This is a genomic window from Candidatus Pantoea formicae, assembly GCF_011752625.1.
GTDB lineage: Bacteria > Pseudomonadota > Gammaproteobacteria > Enterobacterales > Enterobacteriaceae > Pantoea > Pantoea formicae.
The window spans coordinates 535034-554399 of record NZ_VWXD01000002.1 but is presented as its reverse complement, the minus strand read 5'-3'; the positions used below and the strand labels follow the sequence as shown (position 1 = coordinate 554399).

16 protein-coding genes and 8 tRNA genes are annotated in these 19366 nt (G+C 52.2%); 6 read left to right on the top strand and 18 right to left on the bottom strand.

Annotation, left to right across the window (positions count from 1 at the left end; all coding sequences use genetic code 11):
* Positions 1-150: 150 nt before the first annotated feature.
* The gene (gene ubiF / locus F3J38_RS07265) at positions 151-1323 is read left to right on the top strand and encodes a 3-demethoxyubiquinol 3-hydroxylase (protein WP_167136394.1); all 1173 of its coding nucleotides are present in this window, start codon (positions 151-153) and stop codon (positions 1321-1323) included.
* An 87-nt stretch (positions 1324-1410) separates the two neighbouring features.
* On the opposite strand, the gene F3J38_RS07260 is transcribed toward ubiF, so the two are convergent.
* The 13 genes from F3J38_RS07260 to nagB all read right to left on the bottom strand — a co-directional run bounded on the left by F3J38_RS07260 (position 1411) and on the right by nagB (position 8417).
* A tRNA-Gln gene (locus F3J38_RS07260) sits at positions 1411-1485 on the bottom strand.
* A gap of 26 nt (positions 1486-1511) precedes the next feature.
* Positions 1512-1586, bottom strand: a tRNA-Gln gene (locus F3J38_RS07255).
* A 27-nt stretch (positions 1587-1613) separates the two neighbouring features.
* Positions 1614-1688, bottom strand: a tRNA-Gln gene (locus F3J38_RS07250).
* A gap of 6 nt (positions 1689-1694) precedes the next feature.
* Positions 1695-1771: transfer RNA gene (locus tag F3J38_RS07245), tRNA-Met, on the bottom strand.
* Between the two features lie 28 nt (positions 1772-1799).
* Positions 1800-1874 (bottom strand) — tRNA-Gln (locus F3J38_RS07240).
* A gap of 33 nt (positions 1875-1907) precedes the next feature.
* A tRNA-Gln gene (locus tag F3J38_RS07235) sits at positions 1908-1982 on the bottom strand.
* Between the two features lie 20 nt (positions 1983-2002).
* A tRNA-Leu gene (locus F3J38_RS07230) sits at positions 2003-2087 on the bottom strand.
* A gap of 12 nt (positions 2088-2099) precedes the next feature.
* Positions 2100-2176, bottom strand: a tRNA-Met gene (locus F3J38_RS07225).
* A 215-nt stretch (positions 2177-2391) separates the two neighbouring features.
* Positions 2392-4059 carry an asparagine synthase B gene (gene asnB / locus F3J38_RS07220; RefSeq protein WP_167136392.1) on the bottom strand — a complete coding sequence of 556 codons (1668 nt, stop codon included), beginning with the start codon at positions 4057-4059 and terminating at the stop codon, positions 2392-2394.
* A 329-nt stretch (positions 4060-4388) separates the two neighbouring features.
* On the bottom strand, positions 4389-5141 hold the full coding sequence (locus F3J38_RS07215; RefSeq protein ID WP_167136390.1) for an HAD-IIA family hydrolase: 753 nt from the start codon (positions 5139-5141) through the stop codon (positions 4389-4391).
* Positions 5142-5180: 39 nt separating this feature from the next.
* Entirely contained in the window at positions 5181-6401 is a 1221-nt protein-coding gene (nagC, locus tag F3J38_RS07210) for a DNA-binding transcriptional regulator NagC (RefSeq protein ID WP_167136388.1), read from the bottom strand.
* 7 nt (positions 6402-6408) lie between these two features.
* A complete protein-coding gene (gene nagA / locus F3J38_RS07205; protein WP_167136386.1) occupies positions 6409-7557 on the bottom strand; it encodes an N-acetylglucosamine-6-phosphate deacetylase in 1149 nt (382 codons plus the stop codon).
* A gap of 59 nt (positions 7558-7616) precedes the next feature.
* On the bottom strand, positions 7617-8417 hold the full coding sequence (nagB, locus tag F3J38_RS07200; protein ID WP_084937793.1) for a glucosamine-6-phosphate deaminase: 801 nt from the start codon (positions 8415-8417) through the stop codon (positions 7617-7619).
* A 343-nt stretch (positions 8418-8760) separates the two neighbouring features.
* Here nagB and nagE point away from each other — a divergent pair, with 343 nt between their 5' ends.
* From nagE to F3J38_RS07185, 3 genes are all read left to right on the top strand, one after another.
* Positions 8761-10785, top strand: coding sequence for an N-acetylglucosamine-specific PTS transporter subunit IIBC (nagE, locus tag F3J38_RS07195; protein WP_167137110.1), 2025 nt, complete (start codon positions 8761-8763; stop codon positions 10783-10785).
* A gap of 151 nt (positions 10786-10936) precedes the next feature.
* Positions 10937-12604: a glutamine--tRNA ligase gene (gene glnS / locus F3J38_RS07190; protein WP_167136384.1), complete on the top strand. Its 1668-nt coding sequence runs from the start codon at positions 10937-10939 to the stop codon at positions 12602-12604.
* A 235-nt stretch (positions 12605-12839) separates the two neighbouring features.
* Positions 12840-13235 (top strand): hypothetical protein, encoded by a 396-nt coding sequence (locus F3J38_RS07185; protein ID WP_167136382.1) that lies wholly within the window; start codon positions 12840-12842, stop codon positions 13233-13235.
* Between the two features lie 61 nt (positions 13236-13296).
* Here the strand turns inward: F3J38_RS07185 and fur are convergent, their stop codons facing one another.
* The 4 genes from fur to ybfF all read right to left on the bottom strand — a co-directional run bounded on the left by fur (position 13297) and on the right by ybfF (position 15981).
* Positions 13297-13746 carry a ferric iron uptake transcriptional regulator gene (fur, locus tag F3J38_RS07180; protein ID WP_084937785.1) on the bottom strand — a complete coding sequence of 150 codons (450 nt, stop codon included), beginning with the start codon at positions 13744-13746 and terminating at the stop codon, positions 13297-13299.
* Positions 13747-14104: 358 nt separating this feature from the next.
* Complete coding sequence (fldA, locus tag F3J38_RS07175) at positions 14105-14635, bottom strand: flavodoxin FldA (RefSeq protein WP_034829111.1); 531 nt, start codon at positions 14633-14635, stop codon at positions 14105-14107.
* A gap of 137 nt (positions 14636-14772) precedes the next feature.
* Entirely contained in the window at positions 14773-15048 is a 276-nt protein-coding gene (ybfE, locus tag F3J38_RS07170; protein WP_034829114.1) for a LexA regulated protein, read from the bottom strand.
* A gap of 168 nt (positions 15049-15216) precedes the next feature.
* On the bottom strand, positions 15217-15981 hold the full coding sequence (gene ybfF / locus F3J38_RS07165; protein WP_167136381.1) for an esterase: 765 nt from the start codon (positions 15979-15981) through the stop codon (positions 15217-15219).
* A gap of 248 nt (positions 15982-16229) precedes the next feature.
* Here ybfF and seqA point away from each other — a divergent pair, with 248 nt between their 5' ends.
* Together seqA and pgm are read left to right on the top strand one after the other, a co-directional pair.
* Positions 16230-16775 carry a replication initiation negative regulator SeqA gene (gene seqA / locus F3J38_RS07160; protein WP_167136379.1) on the top strand — a complete coding sequence of 182 codons (546 nt, stop codon included), beginning with the start codon at positions 16230-16232 and terminating at the stop codon, positions 16773-16775.
* Between the two features lie 25 nt (positions 16776-16800).
* On the top strand, positions 16801-18441 hold the full coding sequence (gene pgm, locus F3J38_RS07155) for a phosphoglucomutase (alpha-D-glucose-1,6-bisphosphate-dependent) (RefSeq protein WP_167136377.1): 1641 nt from the start codon (positions 16801-16803) through the stop codon (positions 18439-18441).
* 77 nt (positions 18442-18518) lie between these two features.
* Here the strand turns inward: pgm and kdpE are convergent, their stop codons facing one another.
* Positions 18519-19193, bottom strand: a complete 675-nt coding sequence (gene kdpE, locus F3J38_RS07150; RefSeq protein ID WP_167136375.1) for a two-component system response regulator KdpE — start codon at positions 19191-19193, stop codon at positions 18519-18521.
* Positions 19194-19366 lie beyond the last annotated feature (173 nt).

The following is a 19366-nucleotide window of genomic DNA, read 5'->3' as shown; positions in this document are numbered from 1 at the left end:
TCAGAGCGAAGTGCAGGGCGCGTATTGTAATGCTTTGCTGCTGTTGTGACCAGAGCAGCAGGCCTTGAGATTGTACGGCCAATTTCCGGTACACTTTATCTATCAACGTGATGCTGTGAGGCATTACGGCAAGCAGAAGGATTAGAGTCAATGCAGGATTCACATTTTGATGTGGTGATAGTGGGCGGTGGCATGGTTGGTGCCGCATTGGCCTGTGGGCTGGCACAGCAGCAGTTTCGCGTGGCGGTGATAGAACGCGCTGAACCTGCCCGTTTTGATGCTGCGAGCCCGCCTGACGTGCGTATCTCAGCCATCGGTGCCTCGTCAGTGGCGCTGCTGCGTCAGTTGAATGTCTGGCCTCGTGTTGAGGCGATGCGCTGTGCCCCCTACCGCAAGCTGGAAACCTGGGAGTGGCAGAGTGCGCACGTGACGTTCGATGCCGCGTCACTGGGCCTGCCTGAGTTGGGGTATATGGTGGAGAACAGCGTGTTACAGCGCGCACTGTGGGAGAAAATGCAGGAAGAGGGCATTACGCTGATCTGTCCCGCCAGCTTGCAGAGCCTCCAGCAGCATAGCGGTGGCTGGCATGTTCAGCTGGATAACGGCACCCTACTGGATACGCGCCTCGTTGTGGGTGCTGATGGGGCCAACTCGCGCGTTCGCCAGCTGGCTGGCATAGGCGTACGAGGCTGGAGTTATGCGCAGTCTTGTATGCTAATCAGCGTGGAATGTGAACATGATGCGGGCGATTCTACCTGGCAACAATTCACCCCAGAAGGTCCTCGTGCCTTCCTGCCCTTATTCGAACGCCACGCTTCGTTGGTGTGGTATGACGCTCCCGCGCGCATTCGCCAGTTGCAGAATTTACCGCTGCCGCAGTTGGAGAAAGAGATCCATGCGCATTTCCCGGCACGTGTCGGACGCTTCCATGTGAAGCAAGCCGCATCCTTTCCTCTCATTCGACGCCACGCCACGCGCTATGTGATGCCGGGTCTGGCGCTGGTGGGCGATGCCGCGCATACCATTAATCCCCTCGCGGGGCAGGGTGTCAATCTGGGATACCGTGATGTGGATGCATTGATCTCAACGCTGGTTGAGGCGCGCAGTGAGGCACAGCTGTGGTCATCGGATGCGGTACTTCAGCGTTATCATCGCCAGCGTTATAAGGATAACTTGCTGATGCAGGGGGGGATGGATCTGTTCTACTTTGCATTCAGTAATAAGCTTTCGCCGTTGCGCTTTGCACGTAATCTGGGATTGATCGCGGCAGAAAATGCCGGTGCGCTGAAACGTAAGGTACTGAAGTACGCTTTAGGCTTATAAGAATTTGTGGAGCGTCGTCAGGCGCTCTTGATTTGACTGAACGCAGAAAACAATAAAGCCCGCAAAAGCGGGCTTTATTGTTCAATTTGGCTGGGGTGCAGGGATTCGAACCCCGGAATGCTGGTATCAGAAACCAGAGCCTTACCGCTTGGCGACACCCCAATAATACTGTTCAAATTGTTTTTAATTGGCTGGGGTGCAGGGATTCGAACCCCGGAATGCTGGTATCAGAAACCAGAGCCTTACCGCTTGGCGACACCCCAATAATGCTTTTCAAATTGTCTTTAATATGGCTGGGGTGCAGGGATTCGAACCCCGGAATGCTGGTATCAGAAACCAGAGCCTTACCGCTTGGCGACACCCCAAAAATTTGGTGGCTACGACGGGATTTGAACCTGTGACCCCATCATTATGAGTGATGTGCTCTAACCAGCTGAGCTACGTAGCCTGAGTTTACTGCTTACTGCATTCGACGATGGCTGGGATACCTGGATTCGAACCAGGGAATGCCGGTATCAAAAACCGGTGCCTTACCGCTTGGCGATATCCCATCTGTCGAGTCGTATCCACGAGAACTGTCGGATTGGCTGGGGTACCAGGATTCGAACCTGGGAATGCTGGTATCAAAAACCAGTGCCTTACCGCTTGGCGATACCCCATCCGGCTGCCGAAGATGAAATGGTGCGGGAGGCGAGACTTGAACTCGCACACCTTGCGGCGCTAGAACCTAAATCTAGTGCGTCTACCAATTTCGCCACTCCCGCGAAAAAAAAAGATGGTGGCTACGACGGGATTTGAACCTGTGACCCCATCATTATGAGTGATGTGCTCTAACCAGCTGAGCTACGTAGCCATCTTTTTTCGCTAACCTTCATCGGCGTTGCGGGGCGCATTATGCGTATTGAGCTTTGTAGCGTCAACAAGTTTTTTGCCGTTTTTTGCCTTAAAACACCTGTTTGTCTGGGTTATAACCAGGGTGGTGATTTATTCGGCAGTTTTCGATCGCAACATCGACGAATAAAGCAAAAAGGGGCCACATTCGGCCCCTTATGATATTCATTCAAAAGCTTATTTATACGCGGACTGATGCACGCCCACTGCACGACCAGAAGGGTCATCCATGGTCTTGAAAGCTTCATCCCACTCAATCGCTTTCGCTGAAGAACATGCCACAGATGGACCACCTGGAACACACTCAGCAGCAGTGGCAATCGGGAACAGCTCTTCAAAGATTTCACGGTACAAATACGCTTCTTTCGAGTTCGGCGTGTTGTACGGGAAACGGAAGTGTGCGGTAGACAGCTGTTGGTCACTGATCTGTTTTGCTGCCACTTCTTTCAGCGAGTCAATCCAGCTGTAGCCCACGCCATCAGAGAACTGCTCTTTCTGACGCCATGCCACGCTCTCTGGCAGGTATGAAGAGAAGCACTCACGCAGGATGTGTTTCTCCATCTTACCGTTGCTGCCGCACAGTTTATCTTCTGGGTTGATGCGCATCGCAACGTCCAGGAATTTCTTATCCAGGAAGGGTACACGAGCTTCAACACCCCATGCAGACATCGCTTTGTTAGCACGTGCGCAGTCAAACATGTGCAGAGCCAGCAGCTTACGCACGTTTTCTTCATGGAATTCTTTGGCGTTCGGCGCTTTGTGGAAATAGAGATAGCCGCCAAACACTTCATCTGCGCCTTCACCGGAAAGCACCATTTTGATGCCCATCGCCTTGATTTTACGCGACATCAGGTACATCGGCGTTGATGCACGGATGGTGGTGACATCATAAGTTTCAATGTGATAAATCACATCGCGGATGGCATCCAGACCTTCCTGCACGGTGAAGTGAATTTCATGGTGCACAGTACCAAGGTGCTCAGCCACGGATTTCGCCGCTTTCAGATCCGGTGAACCTTCCAGACCTACCGCGAAGGAGTGCAACTGTGGCCACCAGGCATCACTCTTATCTTCATCTTCAACACGTTTTGCCGCAAAGCGCTTGGTGACGGCTGAAATGATGGAAGAGTCCAGACCCCCAGAGAGCAATACACCGTAAGGCACATCAGACATCAGGTGGCTTTTCACTGACTCTTCGAGCGCGTGTTTCAGGCCAGCGGCATCGGTGGTGTTCTCAGCAACCGCAGAGAAATCCATCCAGTCACGCTGCCAGTAGCGGCGGATTTCGCCATCGCTGCTGGACAGGAAGCTTCCCGGCGGGAATTCTTTGATGCTGCGGCACACCGGCACCAGCGCTTTCATCTCAGAAGCCACAAACAGGTTACCGTGTTCGTCGTTACCCATGTAGAGCGGGATAATACCGATATGGTCGCGACCAATCAGATACTGTTGTTTCACGCTGTCCCACAGAATGAAGGCGAACATGCCTTGCAGGTCATCGAGGAAATCCAGACCTTTTTCCTGATACAGCGCGAGAATGACTTCACAGTCAGAGCCCGTCTGGAAGGCATAACGATCGCTCAGCTCAGCACGCAGGGCCTGATGGTTATAAATTTCACCGTTTACGGCCAGTACGTGGGTGTGGTCGGCGTTGTACAGCGGCTGTGCGCCGTTGTTAACGTCAACAATTGACAGGCGCTCATGCACCAGGATGGCCTTATCGTCGGCGTAGACGCCGGACCAATCCGGGCCACGGTGACGCATCAGACGGGAACACTCCAGCGCTTTCTTGCGCAGTTCAACAGGATCGGTCTTCAGATCCAACACACCAAAAATCGAACACATAACTGACTCCTGATCTCACCTTTAGGCGATGTGATTTCTACGTTTGTCCGGCAGCCTCGACTGCGTGATGTATAAGAAAATGCGCTATCTGGTGGTGTTAACGCAAGTAAAATTGCGATCTTTTGATAAAAAGATTGTTGTGATGGCTTAAAAATTGAATTTTATCTAAATAAATGACGATTAAATTAGATGGCATCTAAAGAATTGGCGGTTTGGATGATTTCATGCGCAATTACCGCTGCATAAAATCATGATAAAGAGATGTAAAAACAAACGCCCTGCTCACACAGCGTGCGGGCAGGGCGATAAGTAAATGCGATAGCAAAAACTTAGAAGAGATCGATATCCGCCACCGAAGGGTAAATCCAGTCGGGCCGGAAGGGCATCGCATCAATATCACTCAGCGTAGAAACCCCCGAGAGCACCAGAATGGTTTCCAGTCCGGCTTGGAATCCGGCCAGGATGTCGGTGCGTAGGTTATCTCCAACGATCACGGTCTCTTCAGAGTGAGCATGCATTTTGTTCAGCGCGGCACGCATGATGTAAGGGCTAGGCTTGCCGACATAAAACGGCTTGCGGCCGGAAATCGTTTCGATACCCGCACAGAGTGCGCCACAGGCAGGAACATAGCCGCGCGCATGGGTATCCGGATTGGTGGCGATAAAGCGCGCGCCGCTGGCGACGAAGAACGCGGCCTTGTGCATCATTTCCCAGTTGAAGGAGCGCGTCTCACCGACAATCACAAAGTCTGGGTTGACATCGGTAATGGTGAATCCGGCTTTATACAGTTCATGTATCAGTGCGCCTTCGCCAATCACATAAGCTTTTTTGCCTTCCTGACGGCGCAAGAAGTCGGCGGTGGCCATCGCCGAGGTATAAAACACCGAATCGGGCACTTCGACGCCCGCGTTAGCAAATCGATTTGCCAGGTCCTGAGCGGTTTGGGATGGATAGTTGGTCAGCACCACCAGCGGCATCTCTTTTTCAAGGATGCGCTGCAGGAAGTCGTTGGCGCCTTTCACGGCAGTATTGTCGTGCATCAACACGCCGTCGATGTCACAGATTACGCTTTTGATGGTCATAATAGCTTCCGGTCAGGCCCGCCAGACGGCAGGCTTCAATTATTCTTCCAGCAGATGCTGCAGCAGAATGCCATTCAGCATCGCGCGTTTTGCCAGTGCAAACGCACCAATCGCTGAGCGGTGATCCAGCTCAGAACGCACCACAGGCAGGTTTTTGCGGAAAGCGTTCAACGCCTGGGTATTAATGCAGCCCTCAATCGCCGGGAACAAGACTTTGTCCGCTTCGGTTATTTCACCCGCCAACACCACTTTTTGTGGGTTGAACAGGTTAATCGCGATAGCGATGGCTTTGCCCAGATAACGCCCAACATACTCGATCACTTCACACGCCAATGCATCACCCTGGTTGGCGGCGCGGCAAATTTGCGGCATCAAACAATTATCGAGTGTCAGTGTGCTCGGGTAGCCCTGGTTGAGCAGATGGCGCACACGATTTTCAATCGCACCATTGGCGGCAATGGTTTCCAGGCAGCCAAAGTTACCGCAGTGGCAACGCTCGCCGAGTGGATCAACCTGAATATGGCCGATCTCACCGACGTTACCGTTGCTGCCAAGAAAAATATGCCCATTGGCGATGATGCCCGCGCCGGTACCACGATGTAAACGCACCAAAATGGAGTCTGCGCAGTCACGGCTTGCACCAAAATAATGCTCTGCCAGTGCCAGGCTGCGAATATCATGACCGACAAAACTGGTGACGTTGAAGCGCTGTTGCAGGCTGGAAACCAGTGGCCAGTGGCTCACGGTGATATGCGGCATATAACGGATGATGCCGTTAATCGGATCGACTAAACCCGGCAGGATCACGGCAATGGCGATCAGTTCGTGGATTTTGCGCTGATGTGCGGCCATAAACGCAGCGATCGCATTAAACAGGGCATTTTCCAGCGTTTCCTGGGTGCGTTCAGGAAGCGGATAGTCTTCTTGCGCCAGCGATTTTCCGCTCAGGTCAAACAATGTCAGCGTCGCATCATTGCGCCCTAAGCGGACGCCAATGGTATGAAAGTGACGGGTTTCCGTAATGATAGAGATAGCGCGACGCCCGCCGGTGGAGGCTTGTTGCTCCACCTCTTTAATGAGGCCGCGCTCAATGAGCTGACGCGTGATTTTTGTGACGCTGGCGGGCGCAAGCTGGCTGAGATCGGCAATTTGTATGCGCGAAATCGGCCCCTGTTGATCAATTAGCCGATAAACGGCTGCACTGTTAAGTTGTTTGACAAGATCGACATTTCCTATTTGAGTCTGGCCGCCAGTGGTCATTCAGTACTTACTCGCTGAGGACGTCGTCTCCATTGACTAACGTCTTAGTGATTTGATAATCGCGGGTAAAGACAGTCAGGTTAGCGACTTTTCCTGCTTCCACCGAACCTAACTGTTTTTCCACGCCCATTGCCTGTGCCGGATAAAGGGTTGCCATACGCAAGGCCTCATCCAGTGCGATACCACAGTGTTCGACACTATTCTGAACGGCTTCAATCATCGTCAGTGCCGAGCCACTCAGGGTACCGTTTTCGTCAACGCAAAGGCCGTCGCGATAGTATATTGTTTTGCCTGCAAAAATGAATTTATCAATCGAGGCACCCGCCGGTGCTGTGGCATCTGTCACTAAGACCAGCTTGTTGCCTTTGATGCGTTTTGCATTGCGCACGTTAGCGTAATGGACATGTAAACCATCTGCAATGATGCCGCAGTATACATCAGGTGAATCAAACAGCGCACCGATCAGGCCTGGTTCACGGCCCGCGAAGGTCGGCATCGCGTTATAAAGGTGGGTGGCAAAACTGACGCCTGCGCTAAAGCCGATTTTGGCTTCCTCGTAAGTCGCATTTGAGTGGCCCGCAGAAACAATAATCCCTGCATCACATAGCTTGCGAATGACCTCGCCACCGGCATTTTCCGGTGCGAGCGTGACTTTGGTAATCACATCGGCGTTGGCACAGAGGAAATCGACCATCTCTGCGTCGGGCAAACGAATCAGTTCTGGATTGTGCGTGCCTTTCTTGGCTTTGTTCAGCCATGGCCCTTCCAGATGCAGGCCGAGCGCCTGATTCTGATGTTTCGCCAGGTAGGCGCGCATGGTTTCAATGGCGCGCTTCATTAATGCATCGGTACTGGTGATCAGCGTAGGGAGATAGCTGGTGCAACCTGATTTTTCATTGGCACGTTGCATAATTTCCAGTGTTTCTACGCTCAACGCCTCAATATCATCGTTGAACTGCACGCCGCCGCAGCCGTTAAGTTGCAAATCAATAAAACCGGGAGCGATATAGGCACCAGCCACATCCTGCTGTGCCATTGTCGCGTCGAGGGCGTCACGCGGGCACACGCGCTCAATCAGGCCATTCGCAATCACGACTGCATGATTGTCCAGAATTTCATGGCCAGTAAAAATCCGGCCGTTTACTAATGCGTACATCGTTTTTTCTCCCGGCTAATCCTGCCATCTTTAGGTGGCAGGTTTTTTACAACGTGTTCTCACACACCTTTCATATTTTCCGCTTCCATTTCGCGGAAATATTTTACGGTTTTCACTTTCAGTTCCATGGTGGATGGCTCGTCGCACACCACAACAGATTTTGCATGCAACTGCAGACAGCTGATGGTCCACATGTGGTTAACGTTGCCTTCCACGGCAGCCTGCAACGCTTGGGCTTTAACATGACCGGTGACCAGAATCATCACCTCTTCGGCATCCAGCAACGTACCCACGCCCACGGTCAGTGCATATTTTGGCACCTGATCGACATCGCCGTTAAAGAAGCGCGAATTCGCGAGGCGCGTTTCATGCGTCAGCGTTTTGATACGGGTACGGGAAGAGAGGGAGGAGGCGGGTTCGTTGAATGCGATGTGTCCATCATTACCCACGCCGCCCATGAACAGGTTAATTTTGCCGTAAGCGCGGATCTTCTCTTCATACTGGCGACATTCTGCGTCAATATCAGGTGCATTGCCATTCAGAAGATTGATATTTTCTGTTTGAATATCAACGTGATCAAAAAAGTTACGATACATGAAGCTGTGATAGCTTTCTGGATGCTCTTTTGGCAGCCCAACATACTCATCCATGTTGAAGGTGACAACGTGCTTAAAGCTAACCTGGCCCGCTTTGTGCATCTCAATCAGATGCTTGTAAGCTTCCAGCGGTGTACCGCCGGTTGGTAGCCCCAGCACGAAGGGACGTTCTGCGCTAGGCTTAAACGCGTTAATGCGGTTAACAATATGGCGTGCAGCCCATTTACCCACCTGGGTCGGTGTGGCCAAAGGGATCAGTCTCATGTCTTCACCTCAATTAAGATTAGGAAAATGTTGTCGCCGATTCTGGTTTAGGTTGCTGCCCTTAAGCGTAATCCGTTTAAGCGTAACCAGCAGGGAAAAGTGCGACCTGATATTTTTCATCATAAAATAAGTTTGTGGTGGTGGCTAGCATTTCGCAGGAATAAACGTCCGTTATGGTGATTAAAGTCACAGTTATCGTGGTTTTAATTTGCGAGGCGAATTAATTTATCTTTACACTGCGCTTCGTGGTGAATGATGTCATCAAGGTACCGAGCGTCGGGATAATAAAATCAACCCACGCCACGGCAAAACGCCAGTCTCATAGGGGGAGAATAAGGTGAGTATTTTAGGATATCTGCAAAAGGTCGGCCGTGCGCTTATGGTGCCGGTAGCGACCCTGCCGGCAGCGGCAATCTTGATGGGTGTGGGGTACTGGCTTGATCCAGACAGCTGGGGCGCAGGCAATGCGCTGGCGGCACTGTTGATCAAATCCGGTTCGGCCATCATTGAAAATATGTCTGTGCTGTTTGCCATTGGTGTGGCTTACGGTATGTCGAAAGATAAAGATGGCGCAGCCGCGTTAACGGGCTTCGTCGGCTTCCTGGTGGTGACCACACTCTGCTCACCTGCTGCGGTCGCTATGATTCAGAAAATACCGGTGGATCAGGTGCCAGCGGCCTTCGGTAAAATCAACAACCAGTTTGTTGGTATCCTGGTCGGTATTCTCTCAGCTGAAGTGTATAACCGCTTTAGCCACGTGGAGCTGCCGAAAGCACTGTCGTTCTTCAGTGGACGCCGCTTGGTGCCGATCCTCGTTTCCTTCTTGATGATTATCGTTGCCTTCATCCTGATGTATATCTGGCCAATCATCTTCGGTGGCTTGGTCAACTTCGGTGAGCACATTCAGAAACTGGGTTCAGTGGGTGCGGGCGTCTACGCCTTCTTCAACCGTCTGTTGATTCCTGTCGGTCTGCATCACGCATTGAACTCCGTATTCTGGTTCGACGTAGCCGGAATTAACGACATTCCTAAGTTCCTTGGTGGTGCACAATCTATTGCCAACGGCACGGGGATCCCAGGTATTACGGGTCGTTATCAGGCGGGCTTCTTCCCTATCATGATGTTTGGTCTGCCTGGCGCTGCGTTGGCAATCTACCACTGTGCGCGTCCAGAAAACCGCGCCAAAGTGGGCGGTATCATGCTGGCTGCGGCTTTTGCGGCCTTCTTTACCGGCATCACTGAGCCACTGGAATTCTCCTTTATGTTCGTGGCGCCGGTGCTGTATGTCATTCACGCCGTGCTGACCGGTATTTCGGTGTTCATCGCAGCAAGCATGCATTGGATTGCCGGTTTCGGTTTCAGTGCCGGGTTAGTGGATATGGTGCTCTCAACCCGAAATCCACTGGCGGTGAACTGGTGGATGCTGATCCCACAAGGCCTGGTGTTCTTCGTCGTCTATTACGTGGTGTTCCGCTTCACGATTAAGAAATTCAACCTGATGACGCCGGGTCGTGAACTGTCTGCGGGCGATGAAACAGATGGTTATGACGTCAACGTCGACCATAGCGGTAGCGGTGAAAGCCAAACTGAATCCCTGGCGCGCCGTTATATTGCTGCGGTGGGTGGTTCTGAAAACCTGACCAACATTGATGCCTGTATTACTCGTCTGCGTCTGAACGTGAAAGATTCAGCGCAGGTGAATGACGGTGTGGCGAAACGTTTGGGCGCATCGGGCGTTATTCGCCTGAACAAACAGAGTGTGCAGGTGATTGTCGGTACACAGGCTGAGCTCATTGCGAGCGCGATGAAAACCGTCCTGAGTAAAGGCCCTGTGGCAGCAACCGCGTCATCCGCGGCGCCAGCGCCCGTCGCTGCCAAACCACAGGCCGTTCTGAACAGCGAGAAAGCGGTCATCGCCACCCTGCTGGCACCGGTGACGGGTGATATTGTGGCGTTGGATGCCGTGCCAGATGAAGCCTTCGCCAGCAAGGCGGTGGGCGATGGCCTGGCGATCAAGCCAACCGACAAAACTGTCGTCGCACCGATTGCCGGTACCCTGGTGAAAATCTTCAACACCAACCACGCGTTCTGCCTTGAAACGGCCAACGGTGTTGAGATCGTGGTACACATGGGTCTGGATACGGTAGCGCTGGAAGGTAAAGGCTTTACGCGTCTGGTCGAAGAGGGTGCGACGGTCAGTGCGGGTCAGCCCGTGCTGGAAATGGATCTGGACTACCTCAATGCCAATGCACGCTCAATGATTAGCCCGGTGGTAGTGAGTAATAGCGATGATTTCGCAGGTCTGAATCTGCTGGCGAGTGGCTCGGTCGTCGCGGGTGTGACACCGCTGTATGAAGTGAAAAACTAAGTCCTTGTGATTTAGCCAGAAGGCAGGAAGCAATTCCTGCCTTTTTTGTTTTAAAACGACCAACAAACGGTTGTTTCCCTCCTGCGCTTTGTGGATCATACTCCGTTACTTCGTGGTACAAATCACCCGCTATTGTTTTGAGGATTTTGAGATGAGTGAGGCTGAAGCCCGCCCAACGAACTTTATTCGTCAGATCATCGACGAAGATTTGGCGAGCGGTAAGCACAACAGTGTGCATACCCGTTTCCCGCCTGAGCCCAATGGTTACCTGCATATTGGCCATGCGAAATCTATCTGCCTGAACTTTGGTATCGCCCAAGATTATCAAGGTCAGTGCAACCTGCGTTTCGACGATACCAACCCAGTGAAAGAAGATCTGGAGTTCGTTGAATCCATCAAGCGTGACGTGCAATGGCTGGGCTTTGAGTGGAGCGGCAACATTCGTTACTCCTCAGACTACTTCGACCAATTGTTTAACTACGCCGTAGAGCTGATCAATAAAGGTCTGGCTTACGTTGATGAACTCTCCGCCGATGAGATCCGTGAATATCGCGGCACGCTCACGGCACCGGGCAAGAACAGCCCGTATCGCGATCGCAGCGTGGAGGAGAACCTGGCGCTGTTCCAGAAGATGCGTGATGGCGGTTTCGCAGAGGGCAAAGCCTGCCTGCGCGCCAAAATTGACATGGCTTCAAGCTTCATCGTGATGCGCGATCCGGTGTTGTACCGCATTAAATTTGCGGAACATCACCAAACCGGCGAAAAGTGGTGCATCTATCCGATGTACGATTTCACCCACTGCATCTCCGATGCGATTGAAGGCATTACCCATTCGCTCTGTACGCTGGAGTTCCAGGACAACCGTCGCCTGTACGATTGGGTGCTGGATAACATCACCATCCCTCAGCATCCACGTCAGTACGAATTCTCTCGTCTGAATCTTGAGTATGCAGTGATGTCTAAGCGCAAGCTGACGCAGCTGGTGACCGAGAAGGTCGTTGAAAGCTGGGATGACCCGCGCATGTTGACCGTTTCTGGTCTGCGTCGTCGTGGCTACAGCGCAGCTTCGATTCGCGAATTCTGTCGCCGTATTGGCGTGACCAAGCAGGACAACATCGTAGAGATGGCGTCGCTGGAGTCATGCATCCGTGACGATCTCAATGAGAACGCACCACGTGCGATGGCGGTGCTCGATCCTCTGAAAGTGGTGATCGAAAACCTGCCGGCGGGTCACGAAGAAACACTGACCATGCCAAACCATCCCAACAAACCGGAGATGGGCACGCGTCAAGTGCCGTTCAGCCGCGAAGTGTGGATCGACCGCGCTGACTTCCGCGAAGAAGCCAACAAGCAGTACAAACGCTTGGTGCTGGGCAAAGAGGTGCGTCTGCGTAATGCCTATGTTATTCGTGCAGAGCGTGTAGCCAAAGATGAAGAGGGGAACATTACCTGCATCTACGCAACCTGCGATGTCGACACACTGAGCAAAGATCCTGCGGATGGTCGTAAGGTGAAAGGCGTGATTCATTGGGTATCAGCCATTCATGCACTGCCTGCTGAATTCCGCCTTTACGATCGTCTGTTCAGCATACCGAATCCGGCGGCGGCGGAAGATTTCCTGACCACCATCAACCCGAATTCGCTGGAAATCAAACAGGGCTTTGTCGAGTCGGGTCTGCGTGAAGCTACTGCTTCCGCACCGTACCAGTTTGAACGTGAAGGTTATTTCTGTGCGGATAGCGTCTACTCGCAGCCAGCTAAGCTGGTGTTTAACCGCACGGTAGGTCTGCGTGATACCTTTGCCAAAATCGGCGATTAATCCTGCTTGTTGAAAGCACGATATGATCATAAAAGGGCGAGTTTTCGCCCTTTTTTATTGTCTGCAATCCACCACTTCCAGCTATTTATGCTGCGGGAGCTCAATGGTGTTTGTTGGTGAATTTTGCGACTAATCTGACTTTAGCAAAATTAATCCATTAGCGAGTGTGAAAAACTTTTTTTCAGGTAGGCTAGCGCTCTCAGATAAGGCTTTGCGGGTTATCAAAGGAAAAAAAATGACCAGTCTCGCTCTGGAAGCTAAACACAGTGTGGTGGTTTTACATCAGCTGATTGAACGAATTTTTAACCAGGCAGAAGGCAGCGATGACAGCATGGAATTGCTTTTGTCTCACTTTCACCCTGAATTCAAAATGGTGACGCCACTGGGTAAGCAATTGGATCTTAACGACACTGAAGTGTTGTTCCGCCAGTTGCATGGCCGACGTGAGGGGATGCGTATTGCGACCAGCGAACATGCCATCATCTCTCAGCAGAGTCAGGAAGTGACGATTCAATACCGTGAATTGCAAATGATGAATGGCACCAACCAAAGCCGCATCGCGCTGGCTGTGCTGGATTGCAGTACCACGATTCCGCGCTGGCGCTATCTTCATGAGACCTTTGTTGCCTGATCGCAGGCATAAAAAAACCGGTGCCAGGCACCGGTTTTTTTATATTGCATAGCACACTCGATTACTTGTCGTGGAGCGTATCGTCTTCGCGGCAGTCTCCAATAGCACAGTGACCATACAGATACAGGCTATGGTTGCTGAGCTTGATGCCATGGCGAGTCGCAATTTCACGCTGACGCGTTTCGATTGACTCATCGCTGAATTCGATGACCTTGCCACAATCCAGGCAGATCAAGTGGTCATGGTGATGTTGTTGAGTCAGTTCGAATACGGATTTACCGCCTTCGAAGTTATGACGGGTTACGATACCTGCGTCATCAAACTGGTTAAGAACGCGATATACCGTGGCCAGACCAATCTCTTCGCCCATATCAATCAGGCGCTTGTACAAATCTTCCGCACTGACGTGGTGGGACTCAGGGCCGGGTCCTTGAAGCACTTCCAAAATTTTCAATCTTGGCAGAGTGACTTTCAGGCCAGCCTTCTTCAATGCGGAGTTGTTGTCAGTCATGCGGATATTGTCCTGTTACTTTGCTTGTCACTTGTGGCACAAGGGCCTTGAATGTTTAGGTCAACGCCTATTCTCATTTGCGTCTCATTATAGAACTGAAGCAGTGAAATGAAAACCAAGCTATCGCATTAAATCAACATAGGCTGTAAGGATAAATGCTGCCTAAGCCATGGCGAAACAGGCTGGTTTGGATTTCCATTTCACTCAGCCTCATTCTACTGTCAGAGGAATAAGCGGATGACCATTGCGGGTATTGTACAGATTTGCGGGGAAAAGTTAAAAAACCGTAGCTATTATTTTTATAGGAAATTCCGTTGCACCGATGTGAGACACCGCCCACATCGGTTTGGGAAAAGCCTTATGCTTCGATGATCTCTTTCAATTGCAGTTCATCGAAAATCTGCTTCACCCAAGCGTCTACACGTTCGTTGGTCAACTCTGGCTGACGATCTTCATCAATCGCTAAGCCCAAGAAATGCTTGTCATCTGCCAAACCTTTTGATGCTTCGAAATGGTAGCCTTCAGTCGGCCAGTGCCCAACAATCACCGCACCGTTTGGTTCGATGATGTCGCGGATAGTGCCCATCGCGTCACAGAAATATTCTGCGTAATCTTCCTGATCGCCACAGCCAAACAGCGCAACGAGTTTGCCATTAAAGTCGATCTCTTCCAGCGTCGGGAAGAAATCATCCCAGTCACACTGTGCTTCGCCGTAATACCAGGTCGGAATGCCCAACAGCAGGATGTCGAACGCTGCGAGATCTTCTTTGGTGCTTTTAGCAATGTCATGCACTTCGGCGACATCTTTACCCAGTTGTTTCTGGATCATTTTTGCAATGTTTTCAGTGTTGCCGGTATCGCTGCCGAAGAAAATGCCTACGATTGCCATGGGTTAGGTAACCTCTTGAATCCTGATTGTGAAAGTAAGTCAGTTGACTGCACATTTAAGCGAATAATAGCAGACCGAGTAAAAGGGCGGAACGTGTAAAGCCTGAACTTTGTGTTCCTACGTGCGGTCCGCGCGCATTAAGACAGTTTGAGTTGCGCCAAGAGCATTTGTTCAATCAACTCGCTGCGACTGATGTTTTGTTGCTCGGCCAGCGTGTTGAGTGCATCAACTGCCTCGCTGGACATTTTCAACTCAACACGACGCAGCCCTCGCACTTTATCGCGCTTGAGCTGGTTGCGTTTGTTGATGCGTAACTGTTCGTCACGCGTCAGCAGGCTGGTTTTTGGGCGACCGGGACGCCGCTCGTCTGCGAAGAGATCAAGCGTGGTGCGGTCTGTCTGTTCTTTTGCCATGATTTGTGAAACTGAGTGGGCGCGAACGGCGGAAAGGCGCTGCGCGATTTATACATTATCGGCCCGACCACGGCGAAAAAATCATCCGCGGCAAATTTTTAGCGCGACATCATACTCCAGCGCCCTGTGAGACGCCAACCCTAAACCACTTCCAGCAAGCTTTTGCTTTTACAGGTTAAAAAAGCGACGAACAGCGCGTAAAACTGCATCAGGTTTTTCCGCGTGAACCCAATGCCCAGCGCCGCTGATGACGTGCGCATGGGCTTGCGGGAACTGACGCAGCAGGGCCGCGCGATGTTGATTATCCAGGTAAGGAGAATCGCCACCGCGAATAAACAACGCGGGATGCGGCCACGCTGGAATCTCTTCCCAACCCGAAATAGTGGTGTAATTGTCCCACAGCACCGGCACATTAAAGCGCCATTCACCGTCCACAAAGGACTTGAGAATAAACTGTATGACACCCTCTTCAGCGATGTGATGGCGCATCACTTCGGCGGCTTCGCTGCGGCGCGTCACGCCTGCGGCCGTCACGGCGCGAATGCCGGCAAAGATTTCATCATGGCGCCGCGTTTGATAATCCACCGGCGCGATATCGATCAGCACCATCTTCTCAATACGCTCAGGGGCTATCGCACTCAGCGCCATGGCGATTTTACCGCCCATCGAGTGGCCGATGACGCCCGCACGTTCGATATCATGCGCATCCATCGTTTCGACAATGTCCTGCGCCATCGCAGAGTAGTTCATGACTTCACTGCGCGCGGATAACCCATGGTTACGCACATCAACTTGCAGCGTCGGGCGCACATCACGTACGCCACGCGCCAGCACCCCGAGATTATCGAGGCTGCCGAAAAGGCCATGAATTAACAGAATGGGGGTAGCATCAGGAGAAGATTGTTCAGTTTGCAGACGGGCGTTCAAAATCATGGCTAAAGTTCTTACGGTTGTGACCTTGGCTTAGGGTATCATGGATTCACCTGTCCAGGAGCCAGCCGGCCAGGCATTAGGGCATATTCCGACTTTTGCCCTGAAACGACGCCAGCGCTATCGGCTGCCACGGATTTAACTTTATAATCCTTATGTTAGAGCCCGCTCACGTTTTGCACAGCTCGATTTTGCTAAGGCCGTTGCAATAATGCGTGGTTCTGTCATTTGCCAGAATTGTACGGAATAAGATGAAAACGATTGAAGTTGACGAAGAACTCTACCGTTATATTGCCAGCCACACGCAGCACATTGGTGAAAGCGCCTCCGATATTTTGCGCCGCATGCTGAAGTTTACCGCGGGCCAGAGCGCACCGACTGCACCTGTCGCTGCGGCTTCGGCTTCGGTCAAGGAAGCGCAGCCAGTGCGCAGCGAAGCGCGTCCTCAGGATCGCGTACGCGCCGTGCGTGAACTGCTGCTCTCCGATGAGTATGCCGAGCAGAATAAGGCGGTTAATCGCTTTATGCTGGTACTGTCAACGCTCTATCGTCTTGATCCAGCAGCATTTGCTGAAGCCACTGCCTCGCTGCAGGGCCGCACTCGCGTCTATTTTGCGGGTGACGAGCACACACTGCTGCAAAATGGCACCCATACTAAGCCGAAGCACGTTCCCGGCACACCGTACTGGGTGATCACCAATACCAATACAGGCCGCAAATGCAGCATGGTGGAACACATCATGCTGGCTATGCAGTTCCCACAGGAACTGACAGAGAAAGTTCGCGGCACCATTTAAACTGAAGCGTCAGGGAGAAGCGCCAATGGCCAATCACCCCCGTGCCGGGCAGCCTGCCCAGCAGAGCGATTTGATTAACGTTGCACAATTAACCTCGCAGTATTACGTCCTGAAGCCAGATGCGGCGAACCCGGACCATGCGGTGAAATTTGGCACCTCCGGCCACCGCGGCAGCGCGGGACGCCACAGCTTCAACGAAGTGCACATTTTGGCGATTGCTCAGGCTATCGCGGAAGAGCGCAAAAAGAATGGCATCACCGGCCCATGCTACGTGGGTAAAGATACCCACGCACTGTCCGAGCCAGCGATTCTGTCGGTGCTGGAAGTGCTGGCGGCGAACGGTGTTGATGTGATCGTGCAGCAGGAGAATGGCTACACGCCAACGCCAGCCATCTCTAATGCCATTCTTGAGCACAACAAACGCGGCGGCGCGCAGGCGGACGGTATCGTCATTACGCCTTCGCACAACCCACCTGAAGACGGTGGTATCAAATACAACCCGCCAAACGGTGGACCGGCTGATACTAACGTCACGAAAGTGGTGGAAGATCGTGCTAACCAGCTGATCAAAGGCGAACTGAAAGACGTGAAACGTCTGCCGCTGGATCAGGCATGGGTGAGTGGTCATATCGTGGAGCAGGATCTGATTCAGCCTTATGTTGAAGGGCTGGCACAGGTTATCGACTTCCCGGCGATTCAGAAAGCAGGCCTGAAAATCGGTGTCGATCCGCTCGGCGGTTCGGGCATCGCTTACTGGCAGCGTATTGCGGAACACTACAAGCTGGATTTGACCATCGTTAATGATGCTGTCGATCAGACCTTCCGCTTTATGCATCTGGATAAAGATGGCGTAGTGCGTATGGACTGCTCGTCTGAGTGCGCGATGGCCGGTTTGCTGGCGTATAAAGATAAGTTCGATCTGGCATTCGGTAATGACCCGGATTACGACCGTCACGGCATCGTCACACCCGCTGGTTTGATGAATCCGAACCACTATCTGGCGGTGGCGATCAACTACCTGTTCCAGCATCGCCCGCAGTGGGGCAAAGATGTTGCGGTCGGTAAAACCTTGGTCTCCAGTGCGATGATTGACCGCGTGGTCAACGACATTGGTCGTAAGCTGGTGGAAGTTCCTGTTGGCTTCAAATGGTTCGTTGATGGCCTGTTTGACGGCAGCTTCGGTTTTGGCGGTGAAGAGAGTGCGGGGGCGTCCTTCCTGCGCTTCGACGGCTCCGCTTGGTCAACCGATAAAGACGGTATCATCCTGTGCCTGTTGGCGGCAGAGATCACCGCCGTTACCGGTAAGAACCCACAGCAGCACTATGACGAGTTGGCTGAACGTTTTGGTGCGCCAAGTTACAACCGACTGCAGGCACCTGCGACTTCTGCGCAAAAAGCGGCACTGTCTAAGCTGTCACCAGAGATGGTGAGCGCGGATACGCTGGCGGGCGATCCGATTACTGCACGCCTGACCGCTGCGCCGGGCAACGGTGCATCGATTGGCGGTCTGAAAGTGATGACTGAGAACGGCTGGTTTGCTGCGCGTCCTTCAGGTACCGAAGACGCCTACAAAATCTACTGTGAAAGCTTCCTTGGCGCTGAGCATCGCCAGCAGATTGAGAAAGAAGCGGTAGAGATTGTCAGCGAAGTGCTGAAAAACGCGTAATAACCGTTGAGGCGCGCTGCTGTGCGCCTTTTAAACGCGTTTGCTGAAACGACCCACGTGAAAACATGGGTCTTTTTTTATGGCATAAAGCGGTAGCCAATGCCGGTTTCGGTCAGCAGATGGCTGGGTTGGGTGGGATTTGTTTCCAGCTTTTGCCGCAAGTGCCCCATGTAGATACGCAGATAATGGCTATGCTCCACCGCATTCGGTCCCCAGACCTGATTCAGCAATTGACGCTGCGTCAGCACTTTTCCCGCATTGTTCAGCAATAAACTCAACAGGCGAAATTCGGTAGGGGTCAGATGGATTTCCTGCTCGTTACGCAGCACTCGCCGTGCAGCCAAATCGACACTCACTTCGCCAAATTTCACGATCGGGTCAGGTTGGCTACTTTGGTGGCGTCGTAAGGCCACGCGCACACGTGCCAGCAATTCCCCAATGCCGAAGGGTTTGGTGAGATAGTCATCCGCACCGGCATCCAGTGCATCGATTTTGTCCTGCTCATCACTGCGTGCCGACAGCACGATCACCGGCATGCTGCTCCACTGGCGTACTTCACGAATAAAGTCATTGCCATCACCATCGGGAAGACCGAGGTCCAGAATGACCAAATCCGGCTTACGCGTGGCGGCTTCAATCAGCCCGCGCTGTAATTGTTCTGCTTCCACAATCTTCAGGCCTTCGCTCTCCAGCGCCAGGCGCACGAAACGGCGAATTTCTTTTTCATCTTCAACAATCAAGATGGTCGTCACGCTGACTCCTGCCACAGGTAAAGTTAACACGGCACTTTATCAAGAATCTTGCATCGCGTCCGTCTTGATGTTCGTAACGCTATCGCATCGTTAATTTTACAATTGTGTAACTAACTTTCAGATATGCCCGATAAGCGCAAAAAAGATCAAAATAAGTGGTCGGATGAGTAGTA

What these genes read in the sequence shown, in the direction of transcription:
- ubiF (WP_167136394.1), top strand. Translation starts at nt 151, where the DNA reads ATGCAGGATTCACATTTTGATGTGGTGATAGTGGGCGGTGGCATGGTT.
- asnB (WP_167136392.1), bottom strand. Translation starts at nt 4,059, where the DNA reads ATGTGTTCGATTTTTGGTGTGTTGGATCTGAAGACCGATCCTGTTGAA.
- F3J38_RS07215 (WP_167136390.1), bottom strand. Translation starts at nt 5,141, where the DNA reads ATGACCATCAAAAGCGTAATCTGTGACATCGACGGCGTGTTGATGCAC.
- nagC (WP_167136388.1), bottom strand. Translation starts at nt 6,401, where the DNA reads ATGACCACTGGCGGCCAGACTCAAATAGGAAATGTCGATCTTGTCAAA.
- nagA (WP_167136386.1), bottom strand. Translation starts at nt 7,557, where the DNA reads ATGTACGCATTAGTAAACGGCCGGATTTTTACTGGCCATGAAATTCTG.
- nagB (WP_084937793.1), bottom strand. Translation starts at nt 8,417, where the DNA reads ATGAGACTGATCCCTTTGGCCACACCGACCCAGGTGGGTAAATGGGCT.
- glnS (WP_167136384.1), top strand. Translation starts at nt 10,937, where the DNA reads ATGAGTGAGGCTGAAGCCCGCCCAACGAACTTTATTCGTCAGATCATC.
- F3J38_RS07185 (WP_167136382.1), top strand. Translation starts at nt 12,840, where the DNA reads ATGACCAGTCTCGCTCTGGAAGCTAAACACAGTGTGGTGGTTTTACAT.
- fur (WP_084937785.1), bottom strand. Translation starts at nt 13,746, where the DNA reads ATGACTGACAACAACTCCGCATTGAAGAAGGCTGGCCTGAAAGTCACT.
- fldA (WP_034829111.1), bottom strand. Translation starts at nt 14,635, where the DNA reads ATGGCAATCGTAGGCATTTTCTTCGGCAGCGATACCGGCAACACTGAA.
- ybfE (WP_034829114.1), bottom strand. Translation starts at nt 15,048, where the DNA reads ATGGCAAAAGAACAGACAGACCGCACCACGCTTGATCTCTTCGCAGAC.
- ybfF (WP_167136381.1), bottom strand. Translation starts at nt 15,981, where the DNA reads ATGATTTTGAACGCCCGTCTGCAAACTGAACAATCTTCTCCTGATGCT.
- seqA (WP_167136379.1), top strand. Translation starts at nt 16,230, where the DNA reads ATGAAAACGATTGAAGTTGACGAAGAACTCTACCGTTATATTGCCAGC.
- pgm (WP_167136377.1), top strand. Translation starts at nt 16,801, where the DNA reads ATGGCCAATCACCCCCGTGCCGGGCAGCCTGCCCAGCAGAGCGATTTG.